At 72.0% G+C, this 18,801-nt stretch carries 19 protein-coding genes; 6 read left to right on the top strand and 13 right to left on the bottom strand.

All coding sequences use genetic code 11. The annotated features are described in order from the left end of the window. Positions 1 to 41 precede the first annotated feature (41 nt). The gene (locus tag ACIPKM_RS05170) at positions 42 to 518 is read right to left on the bottom strand and encodes a MarR family winged helix-turn-helix transcriptional regulator (RefSeq protein WP_071303102.1); all 477 of its coding nucleotides are present in this window, start codon (positions 516 to 518) and stop codon (positions 42 to 44) included. Positions 519 to 628: 110 nt separating this feature from the next. Here ACIPKM_RS05170 and ACIPKM_RS05165 point away from each other — a divergent pair, with 110 nt between their 5' ends. Both ACIPKM_RS05165 and ACIPKM_RS05160 read left to right on the top strand, forming a co-directional pair. Further along, a complete protein-coding gene (locus tag ACIPKM_RS05165) occupies positions 629 to 2,728 on the top strand; it encodes an MDR family MFS transporter (RefSeq protein WP_402736302.1) in 2,100 nt (699 codons plus the stop codon). Positions 2,729 to 2,799: 71 nt separating this feature from the next. Further along, a complete protein-coding gene (locus ACIPKM_RS05160) occupies positions 2,800 to 3,390 on the top strand; it encodes a TetR/AcrR family transcriptional regulator (RefSeq protein WP_070416852.1) in 591 nt (196 codons plus the stop codon). Positions 3,391 to 3,694: 304 nt separating this feature from the next. Here the strand turns inward: ACIPKM_RS05160 and ACIPKM_RS05155 are convergent, their stop codons facing one another. Next, positions 3,695 to 4,579 (bottom strand): SDR family NAD(P)-dependent oxidoreductase, encoded by an 885-nt coding sequence (locus ACIPKM_RS05155; RefSeq protein WP_402736301.1) that lies wholly within the window; start codon positions 4,577 to 4,579, stop codon positions 3,695 to 3,697. A gap of 55 nt (positions 4,580 to 4,634) precedes the next feature. Between ACIPKM_RS05155 and ACIPKM_RS05150 the strand changes: the two genes are divergently transcribed. Beyond that, positions 4,635 to 5,207 carry a TetR family transcriptional regulator gene (locus ACIPKM_RS05150; RefSeq protein ID WP_261645727.1) on the top strand — a complete coding sequence of 191 codons (573 nt, stop codon included), beginning with the start codon at positions 4,635 to 4,637 and terminating at the stop codon, positions 5,205 to 5,207. Between the two features lie 72 nt (positions 5,208 to 5,279). Here ACIPKM_RS05150 and ACIPKM_RS05145 read toward each other — a convergent pair whose 3' ends face one another. The 9 genes from ACIPKM_RS05145 to ACIPKM_RS05105 all read right to left on the bottom strand — a co-directional run bounded on the left by ACIPKM_RS05145 (position 5,280) and on the right by ACIPKM_RS05105 (position 14,383). Then, a complete protein-coding gene (locus ACIPKM_RS05145) occupies positions 5,280 to 5,786 on the bottom strand; it encodes a flavin reductase family protein (protein WP_261645728.1) in 507 nt (168 codons plus the stop codon). A gap of 67 nt (positions 5,787 to 5,853) precedes the next feature. After that, a complete protein-coding gene (locus tag ACIPKM_RS05140; RefSeq protein WP_402736300.1) occupies positions 5,854 to 7,575 on the bottom strand; it encodes an MFS transporter in 1,722 nt (573 codons plus the stop codon). Between the two features lies 1 nt (position 7,576). Next, complete coding sequence (locus ACIPKM_RS05135) at positions 7,577 to 8,902, bottom strand: NtaA/DmoA family FMN-dependent monooxygenase (protein WP_254790809.1); 1,326 nt, start codon at positions 8,900 to 8,902, stop codon at positions 7,577 to 7,579. A 5-nt stretch (positions 8,903 to 8,907) separates the two neighbouring features. Beyond that, positions 8,908 to 9,615 (bottom strand): cysteine hydrolase family protein, encoded by a 708-nt coding sequence (locus ACIPKM_RS05130; RefSeq protein ID WP_402736299.1) that lies wholly within the window; start codon positions 9,613 to 9,615, stop codon positions 8,908 to 8,910. After that, positions 9,612 to 10,676: an LLM class flavin-dependent oxidoreductase gene (locus ACIPKM_RS05125; protein ID WP_071295311.1), complete on the bottom strand. Its 1,065-nt coding sequence runs from the start codon at positions 10,674 to 10,676 to the stop codon at positions 9,612 to 9,614. The genes ACIPKM_RS05130 and ACIPKM_RS05125 overlap by 4 nt, the downstream gene beginning before the upstream one ends. An 80-nt stretch (positions 10,677 to 10,756) precedes the next feature. Then, positions 10,757 to 11,899 (bottom strand): ABC transporter substrate-binding protein, encoded by a 1,143-nt coding sequence (locus ACIPKM_RS05120; RefSeq protein WP_336698438.1) that lies wholly within the window; start codon positions 11,897 to 11,899, stop codon positions 10,757 to 10,759. A gap of 208 nt (positions 11,900 to 12,107) precedes the next feature. Next, positions 12,108 to 12,953 carry an ABC transporter permease gene (locus tag ACIPKM_RS05115; protein ID WP_402736298.1) on the bottom strand — a complete coding sequence of 282 codons (846 nt, stop codon included), beginning with the start codon at positions 12,951 to 12,953 and terminating at the stop codon, positions 12,108 to 12,110. A gap of 13 nt (positions 12,954 to 12,966) precedes the next feature. Next, positions 12,967 to 13,794 carry an ABC transporter ATP-binding protein gene (locus tag ACIPKM_RS05110; RefSeq protein ID WP_402736297.1) on the bottom strand — a complete coding sequence of 276 codons (828 nt, stop codon included), beginning with the start codon at positions 13,792 to 13,794 and terminating at the stop codon, positions 12,967 to 12,969. 175 nt (positions 13,795 to 13,969) lie between these two features. Then, positions 13,970 to 14,383, bottom strand: coding sequence for a hypothetical protein (locus ACIPKM_RS05105; protein ID WP_070416859.1), 414 nt, complete (start codon positions 14,381 to 14,383; stop codon positions 13,970 to 13,972). Between the two features lie 78 nt (positions 14,384 to 14,461). On the opposite strand from ACIPKM_RS05105, the gene ACIPKM_RS05100 reads away from it, so the two are divergent. Next, positions 14,462 to 15,610, top strand: coding sequence for an ATP-binding protein (locus tag ACIPKM_RS05100; RefSeq protein WP_402736296.1), 1,149 nt, complete (start codon positions 14,462 to 14,464; stop codon positions 15,608 to 15,610). 29 nt (positions 15,611 to 15,639) lie between these two features. Here the strand turns inward: ACIPKM_RS05100 and ACIPKM_RS05095 are convergent, their stop codons facing one another. Then, positions 15,640 to 16,407, bottom strand: coding sequence for an SDR family NAD(P)-dependent oxidoreductase (locus ACIPKM_RS05095; protein WP_261645733.1), 768 nt, complete (start codon positions 16,405 to 16,407; stop codon positions 15,640 to 15,642). A gap of 68 nt (positions 16,408 to 16,475) precedes the next feature. On the opposite strand from ACIPKM_RS05095, the gene ACIPKM_RS05090 reads away from it, so the two are divergent. Next, complete coding sequence (locus ACIPKM_RS05090; RefSeq protein WP_402736295.1) at positions 16,476 to 17,054, top strand: TetR family transcriptional regulator; 579 nt, start codon at positions 16,476 to 16,478, stop codon at positions 17,052 to 17,054. A gap of 77 nt (positions 17,055 to 17,131) precedes the next feature. Here ACIPKM_RS05090 and ACIPKM_RS05085 read toward each other — a convergent pair whose 3' ends face one another. Further along, positions 17,132 to 18,079, bottom strand: a complete 948-nt coding sequence (locus tag ACIPKM_RS05085; protein WP_402736294.1) for an aldo/keto reductase — start codon at positions 18,077 to 18,079, stop codon at positions 17,132 to 17,134. 105 nt (positions 18,080 to 18,184) lie between these two features. Between ACIPKM_RS05085 and ACIPKM_RS05080 the strand changes: the two genes are divergently transcribed. Then, positions 18,185 to 18,784 carry a TetR family transcriptional regulator gene (locus ACIPKM_RS05080; protein ID WP_261645736.1) on the top strand — a complete coding sequence of 200 codons (600 nt, stop codon included), beginning with the start codon at positions 18,185 to 18,187 and terminating at the stop codon, positions 18,782 to 18,784. Positions 18,785 to 18,801: the final 17 nt, after the last annotated feature.

Raw genomic sequence — 18,801 nt, 5'->3', positions numbered from 1 at the left:
CCGTCCGCCTCCTGGTCGCGTCACGGGCGCGTGCCGCGTGGTCAGGACGCGTCGCGCCGGTCCGTGGCGCCGATCCCGAGGACCGCGTCGGCGCGGTCGTTGAGCCGGGCGAGGAGCCCCGCGAGGGTGTGCAGCTCCCCCGTGGCGAACGCCCCCGTGAGGTCGTCGAAGACCTCGGCGCCGGCGACGTCGAGCGTGTCGAGCAGCGTCCGGCCGGCCGGGGCGATCGAGACGAGGCTGGCGCGTCCGTCGGCCGGATCCGGGGCGGTGCCGAGGTACCCGGACTCGACGAGCGACGCCACGCGGCGGCTGATCACCGGGCGCGACAACCCCGTGGCGTCCGCGATCGCCATCGACCGGACGGCCCCGAAGTGGTCGACCGCCCGCAGGATCACGCGCGCCGTGGGGTCCAGTCCCCCGCGCGACTCGATGAGCGACGACCGCAGGGTCTGCCGGACCCACAGCCGGTCGAGCTGCGCGCGCAGCAGTCGCTCGGCGTCGTCCCGGTCCTCGGTCATGCCGGACAGCGTAGCGGCCACATTTAGTTGCTTGTCGGAAGCAATGGATGTATCGTTGCGCGGTCTGCAAACTTTCACAGCAGGAAACACAGCACGAAGCAAGGAGCTCGATGACCGCCACCGCACCCGTCCCGGTGCAGCACGGCCGACGCGCAGCCGGGGTCCCCACGGACTCCGCCGCACCCGGCCAGCAGCCGCTGATGACCCACCGCCAGATCCTCCTCGTGATCTACGGGCTGATGGCGGGCATGTTCCTGTCCTCGCTCGGCCAGACGGTGTTCGGCACGGCGATCCGGACGATCGGTGACGACCTGCACGGGCTCGACCAGCAGGCCTGGGTGACGACCGCGTACCTCATCACCTCGACCATCGCGACGCCGATCTACGGCAAGCTCTCCGACATCTTCGGGCGCCGGCCGCTCTACATCTTCGGCATCGTGGTGTTCATCCTCGGCGCCGTGCTCTCGTCGATGTCGACCTCGATGCTCATGCTCGCCGGCTTCCGCGCCGTGCAGGGCATCGGCGCCGGTGCGCTGATGTCCCTGCCGCTCGCGATCATGGGCGACATCCTCGCTCCCCGCGAACGTGCCAAGTACCAGGGCTACTTCCTCGCCGTGTTCGGCATCTCGTCCGTGATCGGTCCGCTCATCGGCGGCCTGCTCGCCGGTTCCTCCGAGATCCTGTGGATCACCGGCTGGCGCTGGGTGCTCCTCATCAACGTGCCGATCGGCATCGCGGCCCTCGTCATGGTGCTCGTCTTCCTGCACCTGCCGAAGGTGCACGGTGGCGACACCGCGAAGCCGAAGGTCGACTGGTGGGGCGCGACCGCCGTCATCGTCACGCTCGTCCCGCTCCTGCTCGTGGCCGAACAGGGCCGCACCTGGGGCTGGGGCTCGGCCGCCGCGATCGCCTGCTACGTCATCGGCGTCGTCGGCCTCGTCGCGCTGCTGCTCATCGAGTCGAAGATGGGCGACGCCGCGATCATCCCGCTGAAGCTCTTCCGCTCCGGCACGTTCTCGATGGCGACCGTCATCGGGTTCCTGGTCGGCTTCGCGATGTTCGGCGCCATGCTGACCATCCCGCTCTACCTGCAGATCGTCGTCGGCCTGACCCCGACCGAGTCCGGCTTCGCGACGCTCCCCCTCGTCGGCGGGCTCATGATCGCGTCGATCACGAGCGGCCAGATCGTCGCCCGGGTCGGCCGCTACCGGATCTTCCCGGTGATCGGCACGGCGCTGGTGTCCTCCGGCTACGTCGTCCTGACGTTCATGAGCATCGACAAGCCGCTCTGGTTCCTGATGATCGGCATGTTCCTCATCGGGCTCGGGCTCGGGTCGGTCATGCAGTCGCTGACCCTCGCGTCGCAGGGCTCGGTCGAGGCCCGGGACATGGGCGTCGCCACGTCGTCCGCCACGTTCTTCCGCCAGATCGGTGGCACGCTCGGCACGGCCGTGCTCCTGTCGATCCTGTTCTCGGTGATGCCGTCGAACATCCTGCACGCGACCGCGAACCAGAAGGACCTCGGCGCAGCCCTCGACGCGGCGACGAACCCGACCGTGGCCACCGCGCCCGCGAACCGAGGCGTGATGGACGAGATCTGGACCCCGATCGTCACCCCGCTCGAGCAGAACGTGCAGGCCTCGCTCGACGACGTCACCGCCCAGGTGCAGCAGTCGACCGCGAGTGCCCCGGCCGCCGTGCAGGCTCAGGCCCTCGCCGCGGCCGCCGACCAGGCCCACGCCTCGGTGCAGGACGGCAAGCTCGTCGTCGACTGGTCGGACGCGGCGCAGCGGTCCTACTGGGTGGGCGAGCTCACCCCGGCCGTGGCGAAGCAGGTCGCCGACGGCAGCGGCTCCGGGTCGAGCACCATGAGCACGAACGACACCTCGTTCCTGACCGGTGCGGACAGCCGGCTCACCCGGCCGTTCATGGCGGGCTTCAACGCCTCGTCCGTGACGATCTACTGGGTCGGTCTCGGTGTGATCCTGCTCGCCTTCGTCCTCACCTGGTTCTTCCGGGTGCCGCCGCTCCGTCAGCGTTCGGCGCTGCAGGAGCGTGCGGACGCCGCGGGTGCGCAGCGCGCCGACGACGACCGGCTCTCGGCGGAGGACGAGCTCGAGACGGCCGCCGGCCTGGCCGCCGCCGAGGCGGGCTCCTTCACCGGCCCGATGACCGGATCCACCCCGACGCAGCCCGCGCAGCGCCGGTGACCGACCGGGGCGCCCGTCCGCTGTCCCCCTTCGTGGACGGGCGTCCCACCCCACCAGCACCAGGAGCCACCGTGACCACCACCCCCGCGACGACGACGGCGACGGAGCCGTGCTCGCTGCGTGAACGGAAGAAGCAGCAGACCCGATCGGCGCTGCACGACGCCGCACTGACGCTCGTCTCGGCGCACGGCCTCGACGGGGTGACCGTGGAGCAGATCTGCGCCGACGCCGACGTCTCCCCCCGGACCTTCTTCAACTACTTCTCCTCGAAGGCGCACGCGGCGCTCGGGCTCGACACGGTCGAGGTCCCGCCGGCCGCCGCGACCTGGTTCGCCACCGCCGAGGGGCGCTTCATCGACGACCTGTGCGGCCTCGTCGCCGCCACCGTGCCCCTCTCGCAGGACCGGCGCCGGATGAAGGAGCTGCTCGTGCTCCGCCCGGAGATGGCCCCGATGGTCATGCAGTGGATGGCCGAGTCCCGGCAGTCCCTGCTCGCCACGGTCGGCACGCGGACCGACGAGCAGACCGCCCGCACCGCGGTGGCCCTCGTCATGTCCGCGCTGTCCGAGGTGGCCCACCGCGAGACCGTCGGCGGCCCGGACGAGCTCGCGGTCCGACTGCGCGCCGTGGTCGGCGAGATGGGCGCGCTCGCGTCCGCCTGACCGGACGTCTGCCTGCGCGGACCCGCAGGCCGGGTTCGGCATCCCGCAGGACTCCCCCCACCGGGTGCGAAGCCGGCCTACGCTCCTCGAACCGGCCGCACCCGACGGCCGGCCACTCGCCCCGCGGCGCGCAACGGCGCGTGTCGCGGGGCGACCACGCAGGGTGTGTTCTTGCGCTCACCGACAGTTCACGCGCGAACCGGCCCGTGAACTGTCGCCCAGCGCGTGGAGACGGTACCGCTTGTCGGACGGGACGGACGGTGCCGGCTCGCACCGCGCCTCCCGTCCGACAGGTGGTCGCGTCTCAGGCGCGTGCCAGCGGGTCCAGCTGCTCCGGCGTCGCATCGGCCGCCTGCGTCGACCGGCTGAGCGCCTCGTGCCGCTCGTCCTCGGCCAGGAGCGCGCGGCCGGCGGCCGTCCCGTGCTCGAACGCGTCCGGGCCGACGAGCAGGCGGAGCGGCGGCTCGTCCATCGCCACGACCTGCAGCACGAGCTCGGCGACCAGGTCCGGGTCGCTCGCACCGATGCTCGTACCCCCGTGCATCCGTGCGGAGGCCCCGACGGTCGCCTCGTACTCCGGCCGGACCGGCGCGACCGTCATGGACGACCCCGCCCAGTCGGTGCGCATGCCGCCCGGCTCGAGGACGGTGACGCGGATGCCGAGGGCGCCGACCTCCTTCGCGAGCACCGAGGAGAACCCGCCGACGGCCCACTTCGCGGTCTGGTACGCGCCGAGCCCCGGCGTCGACATGCGCCCGCCGACGGACGAGACCTGCACGATGTGCCCGGAGCCCTGCTCACGCATGACGTGCACGGCCTCCTGGCTGAGGGTCACCACGCCGAACAAGTTCGTCTCGACCTGGGCGCGGAAGTCGGCGGGGTCGACGTCCTCGATGCTGGCGAGGTTCGCGTACCCGGCGTTGTTCACGAGCACGTCGAGCCGGCCGAAGCGCTCGACCGCGGTGCGGACCGCTGCACGGGCGGCGTCGGGGTCGGTGACGTCGAGCGCGACCGGGACGAGCTCCGCGCTGGTGAGGTCGTCGAGGGCGTGGAGGTCCCGGACCCCGGCGACCACCTGGTGACCGGCGGCGAGGGCTGCGGTGACGATCGAGCGGCCGAGGCCCCGCGAGGCACCGGTGACGAGGAAGACGGACATCATGTTCCTAACTGACTGGTTGGTTGACAGCATTCATGGAACACCCCCGTTGCTCGCTTGTCAACCGTCCGGTTGATAACCTGGACGGATGCCGATGCCCCGCGACGCCGACGCCACCCGCGCCCGACTCCTCGTCGCCGCCCGCGACGAGTTCGCGGCGGTCGGGATCGCCGGCGCGCGAGTGGACCGGATCGCCGCAGCCGCCGCGAGTAACAAGGCGCAGATTTACCACTACTTCGGCAGCAAGGACGGCCTGTTCGACGCGGTCTTCGACGCGATGGTCGCTGAGACGCTCGACGAGGTCACGATCGACGCCGACGACCTGCCCGAGTACGCCGGACGCCTGCACGACTCCTACGCGCACCGACCCTGGGTGCAGCGCCTGGCGACCTGGTACCGGCTCGAGCGGGGCGACACCTCGCACCCGATCGACGCCGTCGTGCGGAGCAACGCCGCCAAGCTCCGGGCGATCGAGGACGCACAGCGGGACGGTCGGCTGCCGACGACGTTCTCGGCGGCGGAGCTCCTCGGGATCGTGATCCACACGGCTGCGCTGTGGAGCGGTGCGACGCCGGAGTACGCCCGACTGACGGACGAGGTGGGGGCGGCTCGGCGGCGCGAGGTCGTCGTGGCGACGATGGCGGCGGTCGTGCGGGGCTGACGGGGCCCTGCGGCGCTCAGCCGCCCGTCGCGGCGACGGCATCGCATGGCCTCCGCGGTGGAGCCGACGTGACTACGGCTGCGCGTCGACGGCGACCCTCGAGCGCGCCGGCCGGTGCCAGACGAGCGCCGACCGGGCTGCATCCCGTGCGACCCGGATGACACGGAGCACCACGATGTCGTGGTCGCCCGCGCGGTGGACGCCCTCGACCGAGCACTCGAACCACGAGTGGGCACCGTCGAGGAAGACCGCACCGGACCCGGCGGCGGCGTACTCGATGCCGTGCAGGCGCCGCGCACGGTCCCGGGACGCCAACTGCGCCGTGTGCGGCCCGTGTCCGTCGCCGAGCACCGAGATGCCGAGCGTCGGCGCTGCTGCGAGGTCGGGCCACGTCGTGGACGAGTGCTGCACGGCGATCGTCGCCAACGGCGGGTCGTAGGAGACGCCGACGGTGAAGGACGTCGCCACCATGACCACGGGGGAACCGTCGACGCACGCGGCGATCGCGGCCACGACGGAGGGCACCTCGGCGATGGCCTCACGGATGTCGAGCGGGTCCTCGATGAAGTGGTCGTGCACGGGGTCCTCCTCGGGGAACGAGCGGTCGGGGACGAGCGGTCAGGGACGAACGGTCGGGGACGAACGGTCAGGAGCGGGCGAGCACCGCACGGGCCCGACGCTCGTCGGACCGCATCGCGGCGACGAGCGCGTCCGGCCCGCGGAACGTGCGCTGGCGTCGGATGCGCCGGCCGACGGTGAGCTCGACGACCGAGCCGTACAGGTCGCCGTCGAAGTCGAGCACGTGGATCTCGACCGTGCGCGGTCGATCGGGGAAGGTGCTGTTGCTGCCGATCGACACGAGGGCCTGCCGTGGCGGAGCGCCGACGGGAGCCGCGAGCCATCCGACGTAGACCCCGTCGACGGGGACGGGGACGGCAGACTCGTCCTCGGGCCGCAGGTTCGCGGTGGGGAACCCCAGGTCGTGCCCGACCCCGGCACCGTGGACGATCACGCCGGTCAGGACGACCGGGGCCCCCGGACGGCCGGACAGCGCACGCGCGGCGATCAGGGCACCGCAGGCCACGAGCGCGAGCGCACCGAGCGCGACCGCGTCACCCGCGGTGGCGAGCAGCACGGCCGTCGCGGTGCTGCCGAGCACCGCGCCGAGCTGCTTCACGGTGTTGAAGACGCTCGATGCCGCCCCGACCGTCGCGGGGCCCGCACCGAGGACCGCGGCGAGGGAGAACGGCGACCAGACGAACGCGTTCGCGATCCCGAACCCGGTGAAGGCCGCGGCGATCGTCCAGAGGGGCGCCGCGGCACCGACGAGCACCGAGGTCAGTGCCACCGACACGACGAGCAGGACGGCTCCGACCGTCGCGGTCGCCCGAGGCCCGGCGGTGTTCGTCATGCGGCCGACGAACGGCGCCGAGGCGAGGCACGCGACCCCCATCGGCACGAGCACGAGGGCCGCCGATCCCGCGCTCAGCCCGCGGATCTGCTGCAGGTCGAGCATGAGCGGGATCGGGGCGGACCCGACGCAGAACGACGCGGCGGTGGCACCCCACGACCCGGTCACGAAACCTTGGTCGCGGAAGAGCACGAGGGGCACGAGGGCGCGGTCGCCGGCTCGCCGCTGCCGGACGAGGACCGCTGCCACCACCGCCGCGCCGAGCAGGACCGCACCGCCACGGGCGACCGGGTCGGCGAGCAGCCCGGTGTCCGTGCCCTGCACGCCGACGACCACACCGAGGACCCCCACGGTCACGCCGACGACGGCGAACAGGGGCAGCGGGACCGCGATGCGCCGCGAGACGGGCACGAAGCGGAGGACCGCGATCGCCGTGACGATCCCGACGGGCACGTTCACGAGGAACACCGACGGCCACCCCCACGCCTCGACGAGCAGCCCGCCGACGATCGGCCCGGCGACCGTCGCCGCCCCGCCGCCGGCGCTCCAGACGGCGAGCGCGACGGCGAGCCTCGGCGGTTCGAACAGCGACCGGATCACGGTCAGGCACTGCGGGGTGAGCAGCGCAGCGCCGAGGCCCTGGACCGCACGCCAGGCGACGAGGGCGCCGATCCCGGGCGCGGCCGCGCACCCGACCGAGGCGATCGTGAAGACCGCGAGCCCGACGAGGTACACGCGCCGGTGTCCGAACCGGTCGCCGAGCCGGCCCGCCACGAGCAGCGGGACGGCGAACGCGAAGAGGTAGGCGCTGTTCACCCACACCGACGTCGACGCGTCGGCACCGAGGTCACGCCCGAGGTCGGGCAGGGCGACGGACACGATCGTGCTGTCGAGCAGCAGCATGAAGAAGCCGAGGCAGAGCCCGCCGAGCGCGAGCCACCGACGGGCCGGGGTCACCTCACACCGCCAGGTTCTCGCGGAGCGTGGCCCCCGGGTACCGCGGCGCGAGGGCCCCGCGGCAGCGGAGCTCCGGCACGAGCAGCTCGCTGAGGTCGGCGAACCCGGACGGCATCCCGAGCGGACTGGACAGCATGTAGCCGCCCCGCCCACCGGTCGCGGCGAAGTTCTCCTGGAGCGCGTCGGCCACTCCCGCGGCGTCGCCGACGAGCATGTGGTCGAGGCCGGTCGCGGCGCGCCACCCGTGCTCGAAGAAGTCGTCGCGGTCCATCGTGTGGTCCTCCCCGAACTCGGCGACCAGGCTGCCGACGAGTCCCGCCGGGCTCGCCTGGGCGGCGACGATCTCGTCGCGCAGGTCCCCGAGCCGGAAGGAGGCCGGCAGCGTCGAGAAGTCGTACCCGGCGTTGTGCGAGATGAAGGTCCCGACGGCCTCGCGGTTCCAGAACGACAGGAGCGTGTCCCGTCGGGCCTGGGCTTCGGCGAGCGTCGCGCCGACGATCACCTGGGTCGCCCAGAGGATCCCGACCGCGGCGGGGTCCCGTCCGGCGTCCGTCAGTGCCGCGTCGAGGGCGTTCCGGTGCCGGAGCTGCCCGGCGACGCTCGCCCCGAACCCGAACACGAGGTCGGCGAACGACGCGCTCGCGGCGATGCCCCGCGGCGAGTTGCCGGCCTGCACGACGACCGGGTGGCGCTGCGGACTCGGGACGCTGGCGAGCGGCCCCCGCACCTTGAAGAACCGGCCGTCGTGGTCGATGGGGTGCACGCGCGACGGGTCGGCGAAGCGCCCGGTCGCCCGGTCGCGGACGATCGCGTCCGGCGCGACGGAGTCCCAGAGCGCACGGCAGACGCCGATGAACTCCTCCATCCGCTCGTACCGGAGGTCGTGGTCGATCAGGTGGTCGGAGCCGTAGTTCGCGGCGTCCGCACCCCGAGAGGACGCGACGACGTTGAACGCCATCCGGCCGCCCGTGACGTGGTCGAGCGAGTTGAGCAGCCGTGCGGTGGAGAACGGGTGCGTGAAGGTCGACGAGTAGGTGAGTCCGAACCCGATGTGCTCGGTCACCGTCGACATCGCCGCGATGACCGGAGACATGTCCTGCCGGGGCCACTGGATCCCCCACTCGACCGCCGGGTCGATGCTGCCGCGCCACGTGCTCGGGACGCCGGAGCCGTCGCCGAAGAACAGCATGTCGACGCCGGCGCGCTCGGCCGTCCGGGCCACCTCCATGTACATGCGGACGTCGGGGAAGTCCTGGCCGACCCAGCTGCCGGGTGCGGCCCAGCGCCCTTCGGTGTGGGTGAAGGACAGGTCGTAGGCGATGTGCATGCCGCTCACGGGGCACCCACCGGCGATGCCGCCCACGCCTGCCACAGCGCGGTGGTCTCGGCAGCGTCCGTGACGACACCGACGTTGAGCTCGATCATCGTGAGTGCGGCGTCGTGCACGTCGATGTCGTAGGCGGCGGTGGCGTCTGCCGGCACCACGACGGGCCAGCCGAGCTGCATCGCGTCCTGCGCCGTCGCGAAGACGCAGCACTCGGACGTGAGTCCCACGACGGTCAGCCAGCCGATCCCGGCGGTGGTGAGCCGCGCCTCCAGGTCCGTGCCGAGGAACCCGCTGTAGCCGCGCTTGACGACGCGGGTCTCACCGGGCGCCGGCGCCGTGCGGTACCACTCGGCGCCGGCGGTGCCGATGCGGCAGGGCTCGTCCTCCGGCATCGGTCCGTCGAGCGCACCGCCGCGCAGCCACGTGCTGCTGTGCCACGGGGTGGACGGGTCGCTGCCGAGCTCGACCCAGACGACGGGGACGCCGGTGGCTCGCGCCTCGTCGACGAGGGCGCCGATCCGGACGATCGCGGCGTCCACCGCGGCGAACGCACGGTCGTCGAGCCCGTAGCCGGCGATGCGTGCGGGTTCACCGAAGTCGCGCTGCACGTCGACGACGACGAGCGCCGGCGTGCGGCCACCAGCATCGGACGACGAGGGTCCGTCCAGCAACCGGGCGAGTCGCGGGTCGAGCCCGCTGCTGCCGCCGGTCACCGGACGACCGCCGCGTCGTGCTGGCGGAGTGCCGGCAGGACGGTCTCGCCGAAGCGCACCATGTCCTGGTCGTACTCGGGGAAGATCAGCATGAGGCCGTCGAGCTCGCCACGGTCGACGATGTACTCGATGTGCTCCGTGACGGTCTCGGCGGAACCGGCGACGTACGCGGTCTGGAACGCGTCCTCACCCGCGGCACCGTCCGCCCACGCACGGGCCTGCTCGGCGGGGACGCCCCACGACGCCCGCATCGAGGCCAGTGCCTCGCGGTCGACGCCGGCACCCCACTCGCGCACCTTCCGCTGCGCGGCCTCGTCGGTCTCGTCCTGCACGACGGTGAGCATCGAGTAGGTCCGGCACACCCGACCCTCGTCGGCCGCGCGGTCGTGGACGTCGCGGGACAGGTCGCGCATCTCGTCGAGGCTGTCCGCCGCGAGGAACGCACCGTCGGCGTACTTCGCCTGGAACGCGCGAGCGGCCTCGGACTTGCCGGCGCTGATGATCGTCGGCCTGCTGGCCGGGTGCGGGCGGGACTCGCAGGCGTCGAGGTCGAAGTACGGCGTGTGCATCGTGACGCTGTCCTCGGTCCAGAGGCGGGTGACCGCTTCGGTCCAGAGCTCGGTCATCCGGTAGCGGTCGGCGTGGCTGAGGCCGGCGTCCCAGATCCCGAACTGCTCGAACTCGGCCGCGTAGGCCCCGTTGACGATGTTCATGCCCGCCCGACCCCCGGAGAGGTCCTGCAGCGTCGTGTACATCTTCGCCGCGACCGCCGGGTTGTGGACGTTCGCGTGCATGGTCGCCCAGATCTTCACGCGCTCGGTCGCCTCGGCGATCCCGGCCATCATCGTCATCGACTCGAGGGAGCGCCCCCAGTGGTCGGTGCTCCCGCCGAAGCCGCGCCACTTCGCCATCGACATCACGAAATCGAGGCCGATCGCTTCGGCGTGCAGGGCTGCGCGCTTGTTCCAGGCGTAGGTCGCCTCGGGGTGGGGGGCGGTGTCGGACAGCATCCATCCGCCGTTGCCGATCGGGAGGAAGATCCCGTACTCCTTCGCGGGCATGGTGCGCCGCCTCTCTGGTCGTTGCTCGGTGCGTGTCACGTCGTGCCGGGTGGGTCGCGCGTCCGCGCGACCCACCGTGGTCACGGCGCGGGCCAGACGGTCTCGCCGTCCTTCGTGATCGCGTCGATGTACTCGTTCGTGAACCAGCTCTTCGCGTCGTCCGCGGTCACCGAGCTCTTCACGATGTCGAACTGGTGCAGCATGTCGACGAGCTTCGACACGTTCTCGGGGTCGATGCCCCCGAGCGGCTGGCCCGGCGTCGGGTTGTCCGCGATGACCTTCGTCTCGGTCGTCCAGATCTTCGCGTTCTGCGCCTCGTCGTAGGTCGCGCCGGAGAGCTTCGCGGCGTACCCGACGCACTGCTTCGTCTTCGCGGCGCTCGACGAGCAGAAGTCGTAGGCGTGCAGGGCGGCGCGCAGGACGTCCTCGACGGCGGTCGGGTGGGCCTTCGCGAACGCGGGGTTCACGGCCATCGCGCCGATCGACGAGGGGATCCCGTAGTCGACGGGCTGCCACACGGTGACGTCGTCGCCGGCGGCCTTGAGCAGGTTCGGCTCGTTCGACACGAAGCCGGTGAGCGCCTCGAGACCGTTCTGCTTGCGCGGCAGGACCGAGGGGTCGTAGCCCTCCTTCACGAGGGTGAGCGAGTCCCAGTCCACCCCGGCCTTCTCCATCATCGCCCGGACGGAGGCGGGGACGTAGCCCTTGTGGCCGACGACCTTCCCGTCGAGCTGCGGGAGCTTCGTGATGTCCTTGTTCGTCATCAGGATGTCGAGCCCGGCGTTCGAGTACGACGAGATGCCGGTGATGTCGATGCCGTTCGCCCGGGCCTGGATGAGGTCCTGCTCCGCGACGGCCGACACGGTCGCCTGGCCGCTCGCGAGGAGCTTGGTGTTCTGCGCGGTGTCGCCCGACCCGGGCTTGAGGGTGACGTCGAGGCAGAGGTCCTTGAAGTAGCCCAGTTCGTCGGCCGCGATGTACTCGAGGATCGACGCCGAGGACTGGTACTGGTAGCCGGACAGGTAGGTGATGGGGCCGGCGGCCTTGTTCTCCTTGCACCGTTCGGCGGAGATGGCGCTGCCCTCGGACGAGCCGGTGCCCGCGCTCGAGCCGGTGCTGCAGCCGGTGAGGGCGAGGGCCACGGCGGCGGTGGCGGCGAGGGCCGCGAGCGCGGCCGTGGTGCGGTGCGGGCGGGTGCGGTGCGGGTGGGTGCGGTGCTGCATGGTCACTCCTGTGGGAAGGGATGGGTGGTGCAGGGCGGGGGCGGGGTGTGGGTCGGGGTGGTCGGGGTGGTCGTCGGGTGTCGGCCTGGAGGCGCGGCTGGCCTCGCGTGGGCAGGCTCGCGCCGACGGGTGGTGCTGCTGGGCCGCGGGGCGGCGTGCGGTGGCCGGGCGGTGCGGCGGGTGGCGGGGCGGCGGGCGGCGGTCGCCGTCAGTCGTTCGCGGTGCGGTGCCAGCGGAGGACCCGCCGCTCGACGAGCGAGATGAGTCCGAGCAGGACCACGCCCATCACCGCGAGGATCGCGATCGCGGCGTACACCACGGCGAGCTGGTTCATCGACGACGCCGTGCTGATCACGGTGCCGAGCCCGCCCGTCGACCCGGAGGCGGAGAGTTCCGCCACGACCGCACCGATGATCGACAGCGGGAACACGATGCGGAGCGCCGCGAAGACGAACGGCAGGGCGTTCGGGATGCGCAGGTGCACGAGCATCTCGAGGCGGGACGCGTCGATCGTCCGGTACACCTGCAGGACGGGCTGCGGGACGGACCGGAGACCGGCCGCGGTGTTGATGAGGATCGGGAAGAAGCAGATGAGCGCCGTGATCACGAGCTTCGGCAGCGGGCCGAACCCGAACGCCACCACCAGGGCCGGGGCGATCGCGACGAGCGGCGTCACGTTGAGGACGATCGCGATCGGCATCACCGCGCGGCGGACGATCGGCAGCTCGCTCGTCAGCACGGCGAGGACGAACGCGGCCACGAACCCGATGCCGAGGCCGACGAGCGACTCGACGAGGGTGATCCCGGCGTTCTGCAGGTAGTAGGGCAGCTGCGTGGCGAGGGTCTCCCCCACCGCGGGCAGCGGCGGCAGCAGGTACGGCATCGTCGCCGCGCCGATCTGCCAGAGCACGGCGAGGACGGCGAGCATCACGACGAGGGGCGCCCAGACCGTCGGACGGATCCAACCAGGGAGCGGCCGACGGGTCGCTGCGGCCTCGGACTCGGCGGTGGTGGTCGTGGCGGAGGCGGTGGAGGTCGTGCTGGTGGTGGTCATCGTGTCGTCTCCCTCAGGCCGCGTCCGTCGCACGCCACGCGCTGTGCAACCGCGTGCGGACGAGGTCCTCGTACTCGTGGAAGCGCCGTTCCTCGAACAGTCGCTGGTTCCGCGGTCGCGGCATGTCGATGTCGATGACGTCGACGATGCGCCCGGGACGCGGCGCCATCACGACCACGGTGTCCGACATCCGGACCGCCTCGGACACCGAGTGCGTGACGAAGAGCACCGTCGTCCGCAGCTCGTCCCAGAGGTCGAGCAGCTGGTCCTGCAGGGCCTCGCGGGTGAACTCGTCGAGGGCCGAGAACGGCTCGTCCATGAGCAGCACGTCTGGGCGCAGGCCGAACGCCCGGACGATCGCCGCACGCTGCTGCATGCCACCGGAGAGCTGGGCGGGCAGTTTGTCCTCCGCCTCGCCGAGACCGGCCATCCGGAGCAGCTGTCGCATGTCCGGGCCGCTGTCCGCACCGCGCTCCGCGAGGTCCTCGATCGCGGCGCGCCGACGCCCGGCACCGGGGTTGACCCGTCCGGCGAGGGAGACGTTCTGCAGCACGGTGAGCCAGGGCAGCAGCGCCGGCGTCTGGGGCACGAGGCCGATGAGCTTCGCCGCACACGCCTGCGCCGGGGTGACGCCGTGGACCTGCACGTCGCCGCGGTCGGCGGGCTCGAGGCCGGCGACGAGCCGCAGCAGCGTCGACTTCCCGCAGCCGCTCGGGCCGATGAGCGACACGAATTTCCCGGGCTCGATCGTCAGCTCGACGTCGTCGAGGGCCACCATGGCGCTCGGACCGCTGCCGTACACCTTGCGCACCGCGTCCACCCGGACCGCTGCTGTGGTCATCCGTTCCTCCATACCGTCGGCGAGCACGCAGGCTCGGTCTCGTATGGCGGAGAGCGTGCGTCGCGAGCTCGGGTTCGTCTGCGACGCGGAAATCCGCTGCTGGTGATGAGGTTAGGACGCTCGTGTTACGGAGTCGGGCCACATGTGTTGCGAACGTGTGAACGACTGCACGGGGTCAGCGCTGCGAGGGCGCCGCCGTCCGCCCGTCCCAGACGAGCACCTCGATCCCGAGGTCCTCGGCGGCCACCGAGACCCACCCGGCGAGCGCCCGCGCAGCCGGTTCGGCGACGACGAGGACGGCCCGCTCGGCCCCGGGGACGGACTGCCGCAGCCACAGCAGCTTGAACAGGTCGGCCATCACCTTGTTGCGCCAGGCCGGCTTGTAGGCGCCCTGGTTCGCCACGAGCTGCACCACCACGCGGTCGTCGGCGTCGATGCCCTCGACCTCGACCCGGGCACGGTCGAGCACGACGGTGCGGGGACGGAGGACGAGCCCGAGTGCGGTCCCGGTGTCGTCGAGCATCCGCCGCTCGACGGAGTCGGGGGCGAACCGGCCCCAGTCGGAGCGGGCGTCGGGGACCTCGGTCATGTCGGCAGTGTAGGCGGCGTCGCCCGCGCCGATACACTGTTATGAAAGAGCAGTTTCATAACAATCGATCGAGGATTGATGCAGCCGAGTCCGTACACGCCCGGAGAAGTCGCACGGATCGTGCCCGGTCGCGCCCGGCAGCTCGCGGAGGTCGACGAACGCCTCTCGACGCTCATCGACCTCGGGCGGCTCGTCGGACGGATCCGCGTCGACCACGCCGCCCGAGGATTCGGGAAGACGTCGCTGCTCCGCGAGTACCAGCGGCGCGCGTCGGCCCGCGGCGCGGCCACGGTGTGGGTGACCGCGGGCGAGGAGCAAGGACTCATCGCGCAGATCGCAGCGAGTGTCCACACCATCACGGACGGGTTGGCCGAGCACGTCAGGACCAGGCTGCGGGAACGGATCGAGACACTGCAGCTCTCGGTCGGGGTCCCCGGCATCGCGACCGCGACCAGCACGTTCCGACCACCGACCGGTGGTGACCGTCCGGACCAGTCCGGAGCGCGCGCTCTCGAGGCAGTGATCCGGGCGGCCGTCGCGGAGCAACCACTGGTGATCCTGATCGACGAGATCCAGTCCGCAGATCCCTCGGGGCTCCGGACGCTGGTGTACGCCTGGCAGCATCTCCAAGCCGAAGGCGCGGACGTCCCGGCAGCCGTGTTCGCTGCAGGGCTCCCGAACGCACCCGAGACCATCGCCGGGATCGTCACCTTCAGCGAACGGCTTGCGTACCGCCCGCTCGGGCCGCTCCACCGCGAGGCCGAGGAGATCGCACTCATCGGACCCGCTCGCGCACTCGGGGTCCACTGGACGCAGCCTGCGGTCGACCGTGCGCTCGCGATCGCGCAGGGATACCCTTACTTCGTCCAGCTCATCGCGGATGCGGCCTGGACGGCTGCAGGACGGCCCGATCCGGGAAGCGCCATCGAGCTCAGCGCGGTCGAGCACGGACGCGACGCGATGCAGGCGGACCTCGATGCCTTGTTCCGAGCACGATGGTCTGCATGCTCTCCGTCGGAACGACGCATGCTCGCAGCCATCGCTGAACACGGGGACGGGCCGGTGTCGCGCGCTGCGATCGCGGCATCGCTGAACACGGGCAGCAACCAGCTCTCCACGCCCCGTGCACGACTGATCGACAAGGGACTCATCCAGCCCGCCGACCGCGGCACGCTCGAGTTCACGATCCCGGGGTTCGCAGCGTTCGTCCGCGACAGCGAGACGTAGGCACCACCCCTCGACGCCGACCGCCCCGCTCAGACCACCGACCACCCGCCGTCGCTCGGCAGCACCGCGCCGTTCACGTTGGCCGAGTCGTCGCTGAGCAACCACGTGATCGCCGCCGCGAGCTGCTCGGGCTGCGCCACCGGCGGGATCGTCGTCTGCATGATCGGCCCCACCCGTCCGGCCGCGTACTCGCTGCGCATCGGCGCCTCGATGTTCGTCGCCACCGCACCGGGCGCGACGGCGTTGGCTCGGATGCCCTGCGGCCCGTGGAAGAACGCGACGCTCTTCGTGAACCCGGCGATCGCGTGCTTCGACGCCGTGTACGCAGCACCCGCGGCCGACGCCCGGAGCGCCGCCTCGGACGCCACGTTCACGACCGCACCGCGTCCGGCGGCGATCATCAGCGGCAGGACCGCTCGGGTGAGCCGCATCGGCCCGGTGACGTTCACGCTGAAGACGCGGTCCCAGGTGGCGTCGTCGACCTCGCTCGGCGGGAGGAACGCGTCCATGATGCCGGCGACGTTCGCGAGCCCGTCGACCCGGTCCCCGGCGGCGGCGAGGAGCGCGTCGATCGTCTCCGGCGCGGCGACGTCGCCGACGACGGTCTCGACGTCGAGGCCGGCGGCGTCGACGAGTTCGGCGCGCAGCACATCGAGCCGTTCGGCGACGACGTCGGTGGCGATCACCCGTCCACCCTCGTTCGCGATGCGCGTCGCCGTGGCGCGTCCGATGCCGGAGCCCGCTCCGGTGACGATGATGGTCCTGCCGGTGAACCGTCCGGCGGTGGTGTCGGTCATGTCGTCTCCTCACTGAGAGGCGCTCGCTGCGCCACCACAGTTGTAGCACTCAGTGCCGAAAGGAATCCATGAGCTCGACGAGCGACCGGCCGACCGGACGCCCGCGGACGATCGACCCCGCCGCGGTGTCGCTCGTGGCCCTGCGGCTCTTCGACGAGCAGGGCTTCGACGCCGTCTCGATGGACGACGTCGCGACGGCCGCCGGGGTCAGCCGCCGCTCGTTGTTCCGGCTCTTCCCGAGCAAGGCCTCGCTCGTGTGGGGCGGCCTCGACGAGTTCGCGGTGCGCTTCACCGACGAGCTCCGCCTCCGGCCGGCGTCCGAGTCCGCGTGGGTCGCGCTCCGCGCCGCGTACCGGGTCGGTGCCACGTTCCCGGACGACACGATCGAGATCACCCGCCACCGCCTGCGGGTCATCCGCGCGAACCCCTCCCTCGAGCGCGGCGGGGAGGCCGCGTCCACGGCCCTCACCGGGGTGATCGAGCGGTTCGTGGCCGAGCGGGACGGCGGCTCGAGCGACGACCTCGCGACGCGGGTCCGCGCACACGCCCTCGCAGCTGCGGCGAGCACGGCGCTCACGTGGTGGGCGACGCACGGCGAGGGCCGCCCCGAGGACGTCGTCGACGAGGCGCTCGCGCTGTTCGGCTGATGGACGGGAGGCGCGGTGCGGGCCCGCACCGCGCCTCCCGTCCGTCACCGGTCGCGCCCACTGCCCACCGACGCCCGTCAGACCCGGCTCTCGATGCGCTTGCCGCGCACGTCGCGCGAGAGCGCGTCGATGCGCGCCAGGTCGTCGGCCGTGAGGACGACACCGGCCGCCGCCACGTTCTGCGCGACCCGGTCGGGGTTCTTCGACCCCGGGATCGGGACGACGTCGTCCCGCTGCGCCAGGATCCACGCGAGGGACAGCTGCGAGAGCGAGACGCCGTGTTCGTCGGCGATCGCGGTCAGTGCCCGGACGACCGCGACGTTCTGGTCGAAGTGCTCCGGCGCCCACCACTCGAGCATGTGCCGGATGTCGTCCTCGGGGTAGGCGGACCGCGGCTGGACGGCCCCGCCGAGGAACCCGCGCGCGAGCGGCGAGTAGGCCACGAGCCCGATGCCGAGCTCGTCGACGAGCGGGAAGAGTTCCTCGGACTCCCGGGCGAACACGGAGTACTCGGTCTGGAACGCCGAGATCGGGTGCACGGCGTGGGCCCGACGGAGCTGGTCGCCGTCGGTGTTCGAGAGCCCGAGGTACTTGACCTTGCCGGCCTGCACGTACTCCGCCATCACGCCGACGACGTCCTCGATCGGCACCGCTGGGTCGTGGACGTGCTGGTAGAGGAGGTCGATCGAGTCGGTGCCGAGGTTCCGCAGGCTCTGGTCGACGACCTCGCGGATGTGCTCGGGGCGGGAATCGGGCGCCCAGTCGTCCGCGGTGAAGCCGAACTTGGTGGCGATGGTGACCTCGTCGCGGACGGGCGCCAGGGCCGCACCGAGGAGTCGTTCCCCGGCACCCCACCCGTACATCTCGGCGGTGTCGAAGTGGGTGACGCCGAGGTCGTGCGCGCGACGGATCGCCGCGATGGACTCGGTGTCGTCGGCGGGCCCGTACGCGAAGACCGTCCCCATCGCGCCGTAGCCGATGGATCCGACCGTGAGGCCCTGGGTCCCGAGAGTGCGCTGCTGCATGTGCCGTCCTTCCGTCGTGTCTGGCGACGCAGATGACACTGTACGCCCGTTCTGTCAGCCTCTGACAACTTGGTCATGTTCCGCCTCCCTCGGTACGATGCCGTCGTGGGTGAGACGAGCGCGCGGACCGGTCTGCGGGACATCACGCGCGAAGCCGTGCGCGCGCGGATCGCGGCGGTCGCCGTCGCCCGGTTCGACCGCGACGGGTTCGACGCCGTCACCGTCGAGCAGATCGCGGCCGAGGTCGGCATCTCGGCGCGGAGCTTCCACCGGTACTTCCCGGCGAAGGAGGACGCCGTCATCGGCGATCCGCTGCGACACCGGGGTGCGCTCGCGGACGCGCTCCGGGAGCGTCCGGACGACGAACCGGCGTGGACCGCGCTGCGCGAGGCGTTCGTCGGCATGATGGTCCGCGCCGACGAGGACCCCGAGTCCGGTCGGCGGTCGGTCCGCGTCATGATGTCGACGCCGTCGCTCCGCGCCCGCAACCTCGAGAAGCACCTCGCCTGGGCGGACGTCCTGACACCGATCCTGACCGAGCGGCTGCGCGCCGGGGGCCCCGACGGCGCCGAGCTCGGTGCGGCCGTCCTCGTGCAGGCCGCGCTCGGGTGCTTCGACGTCGCGATCGCCACCTGGTCCGTCACCGACGAGGACGCTCCGGCCCTGCTCCGCCGGACGTTCGACACGCTCGCCGCGGCGGTCTGAGCGGTAGGGTCCGGGGC

It is taken from the genome of Curtobacterium sp. NPDC086286, from assembly GCF_044746255.1.
Taxonomy (GTDB): Bacteria; Actinomycetota; Actinomycetes; order Actinomycetales; family Microbacteriaceae; genus Curtobacterium.
The sequence above is the reverse complement of the archived record's forward strand: the minus strand, read 5'-3'. Positions and strand labels throughout refer to the sequence as shown.

Coding starts and splice junctions, on each gene's coding strand:
- ACIPKM_RS05170 (WP_071303102.1), bottom strand. CDS start 518: ATGACCGAGGACCGGGACGACGCCGAGCGACTGCTGCGCGCGCAGCTC.
- ACIPKM_RS05165 (WP_402736302.1), top strand. CDS start 629: ATGACCGCCACCGCACCCGTCCCGGTGCAGCACGGCCGACGCGCAGCC.
- ACIPKM_RS05155 (WP_402736301.1), bottom strand. CDS start 4,579: ATGCTGTCAACCAACCAGTCAGTTAGGAACATGATGTCCGTCTTCCTC.
- ACIPKM_RS05150 (WP_261645727.1), top strand. CDS start 4,635: ATGCCGATGCCCCGCGACGCCGACGCCACCCGCGCCCGACTCCTCGTC.
- ACIPKM_RS05135 (WP_254790809.1), bottom strand. CDS start 8,902: ATGCACATCGCCTACGACCTGTCCTTCACCCACACCGAAGGGCGCTGG.
- ACIPKM_RS05125 (WP_071295311.1), bottom strand. CDS start 10,676: ATGCCCGCGAAGGAGTACGGGATCTTCCTCCCGATCGGCAACGGCGGA.
- ACIPKM_RS05120 (WP_336698438.1), bottom strand. CDS start 11,899: ATGCAGCACCGCACCCACCCGCACCGCACCCGCCCGCACCGCACCACG.
- ACIPKM_RS05115 (WP_402736298.1), bottom strand. CDS start 12,953: ATGACCACCACCAGCACGACCTCCACCGCCTCCGCCACGACCACCACC.
- ACIPKM_RS05110 (WP_402736297.1), bottom strand. CDS start 13,794: ATGACCACAGCAGCGGTCCGGGTGGACGCGGTGCGCAAGGTGTACGGC.
- ACIPKM_RS05105 (WP_070416859.1), bottom strand. CDS start 14,383: ATGACCGAGGTCCCCGACGCCCGCTCCGACTGGGGCCGGTTCGCCCCC.
- ACIPKM_RS05100 (WP_402736296.1), top strand. CDS start 14,462: ATGCAGCCGAGTCCGTACACGCCCGGAGAAGTCGCACGGATCGTGCCC.
- ACIPKM_RS05095 (WP_261645733.1), bottom strand. CDS start 16,407: ATGACCGACACCACCGCCGGACGGTTCACCGGCAGGACCATCATCGTC.
- ACIPKM_RS05090 (WP_402736295.1), top strand. CDS start 16,476: ATGAGCTCGACGAGCGACCGGCCGACCGGACGCCCGCGGACGATCGAC.
- ACIPKM_RS05085 (WP_402736294.1), bottom strand. CDS start 18,079: ATGCAGCAGCGCACTCTCGGGACCCAGGGCCTCACGGTCGGATCCATC.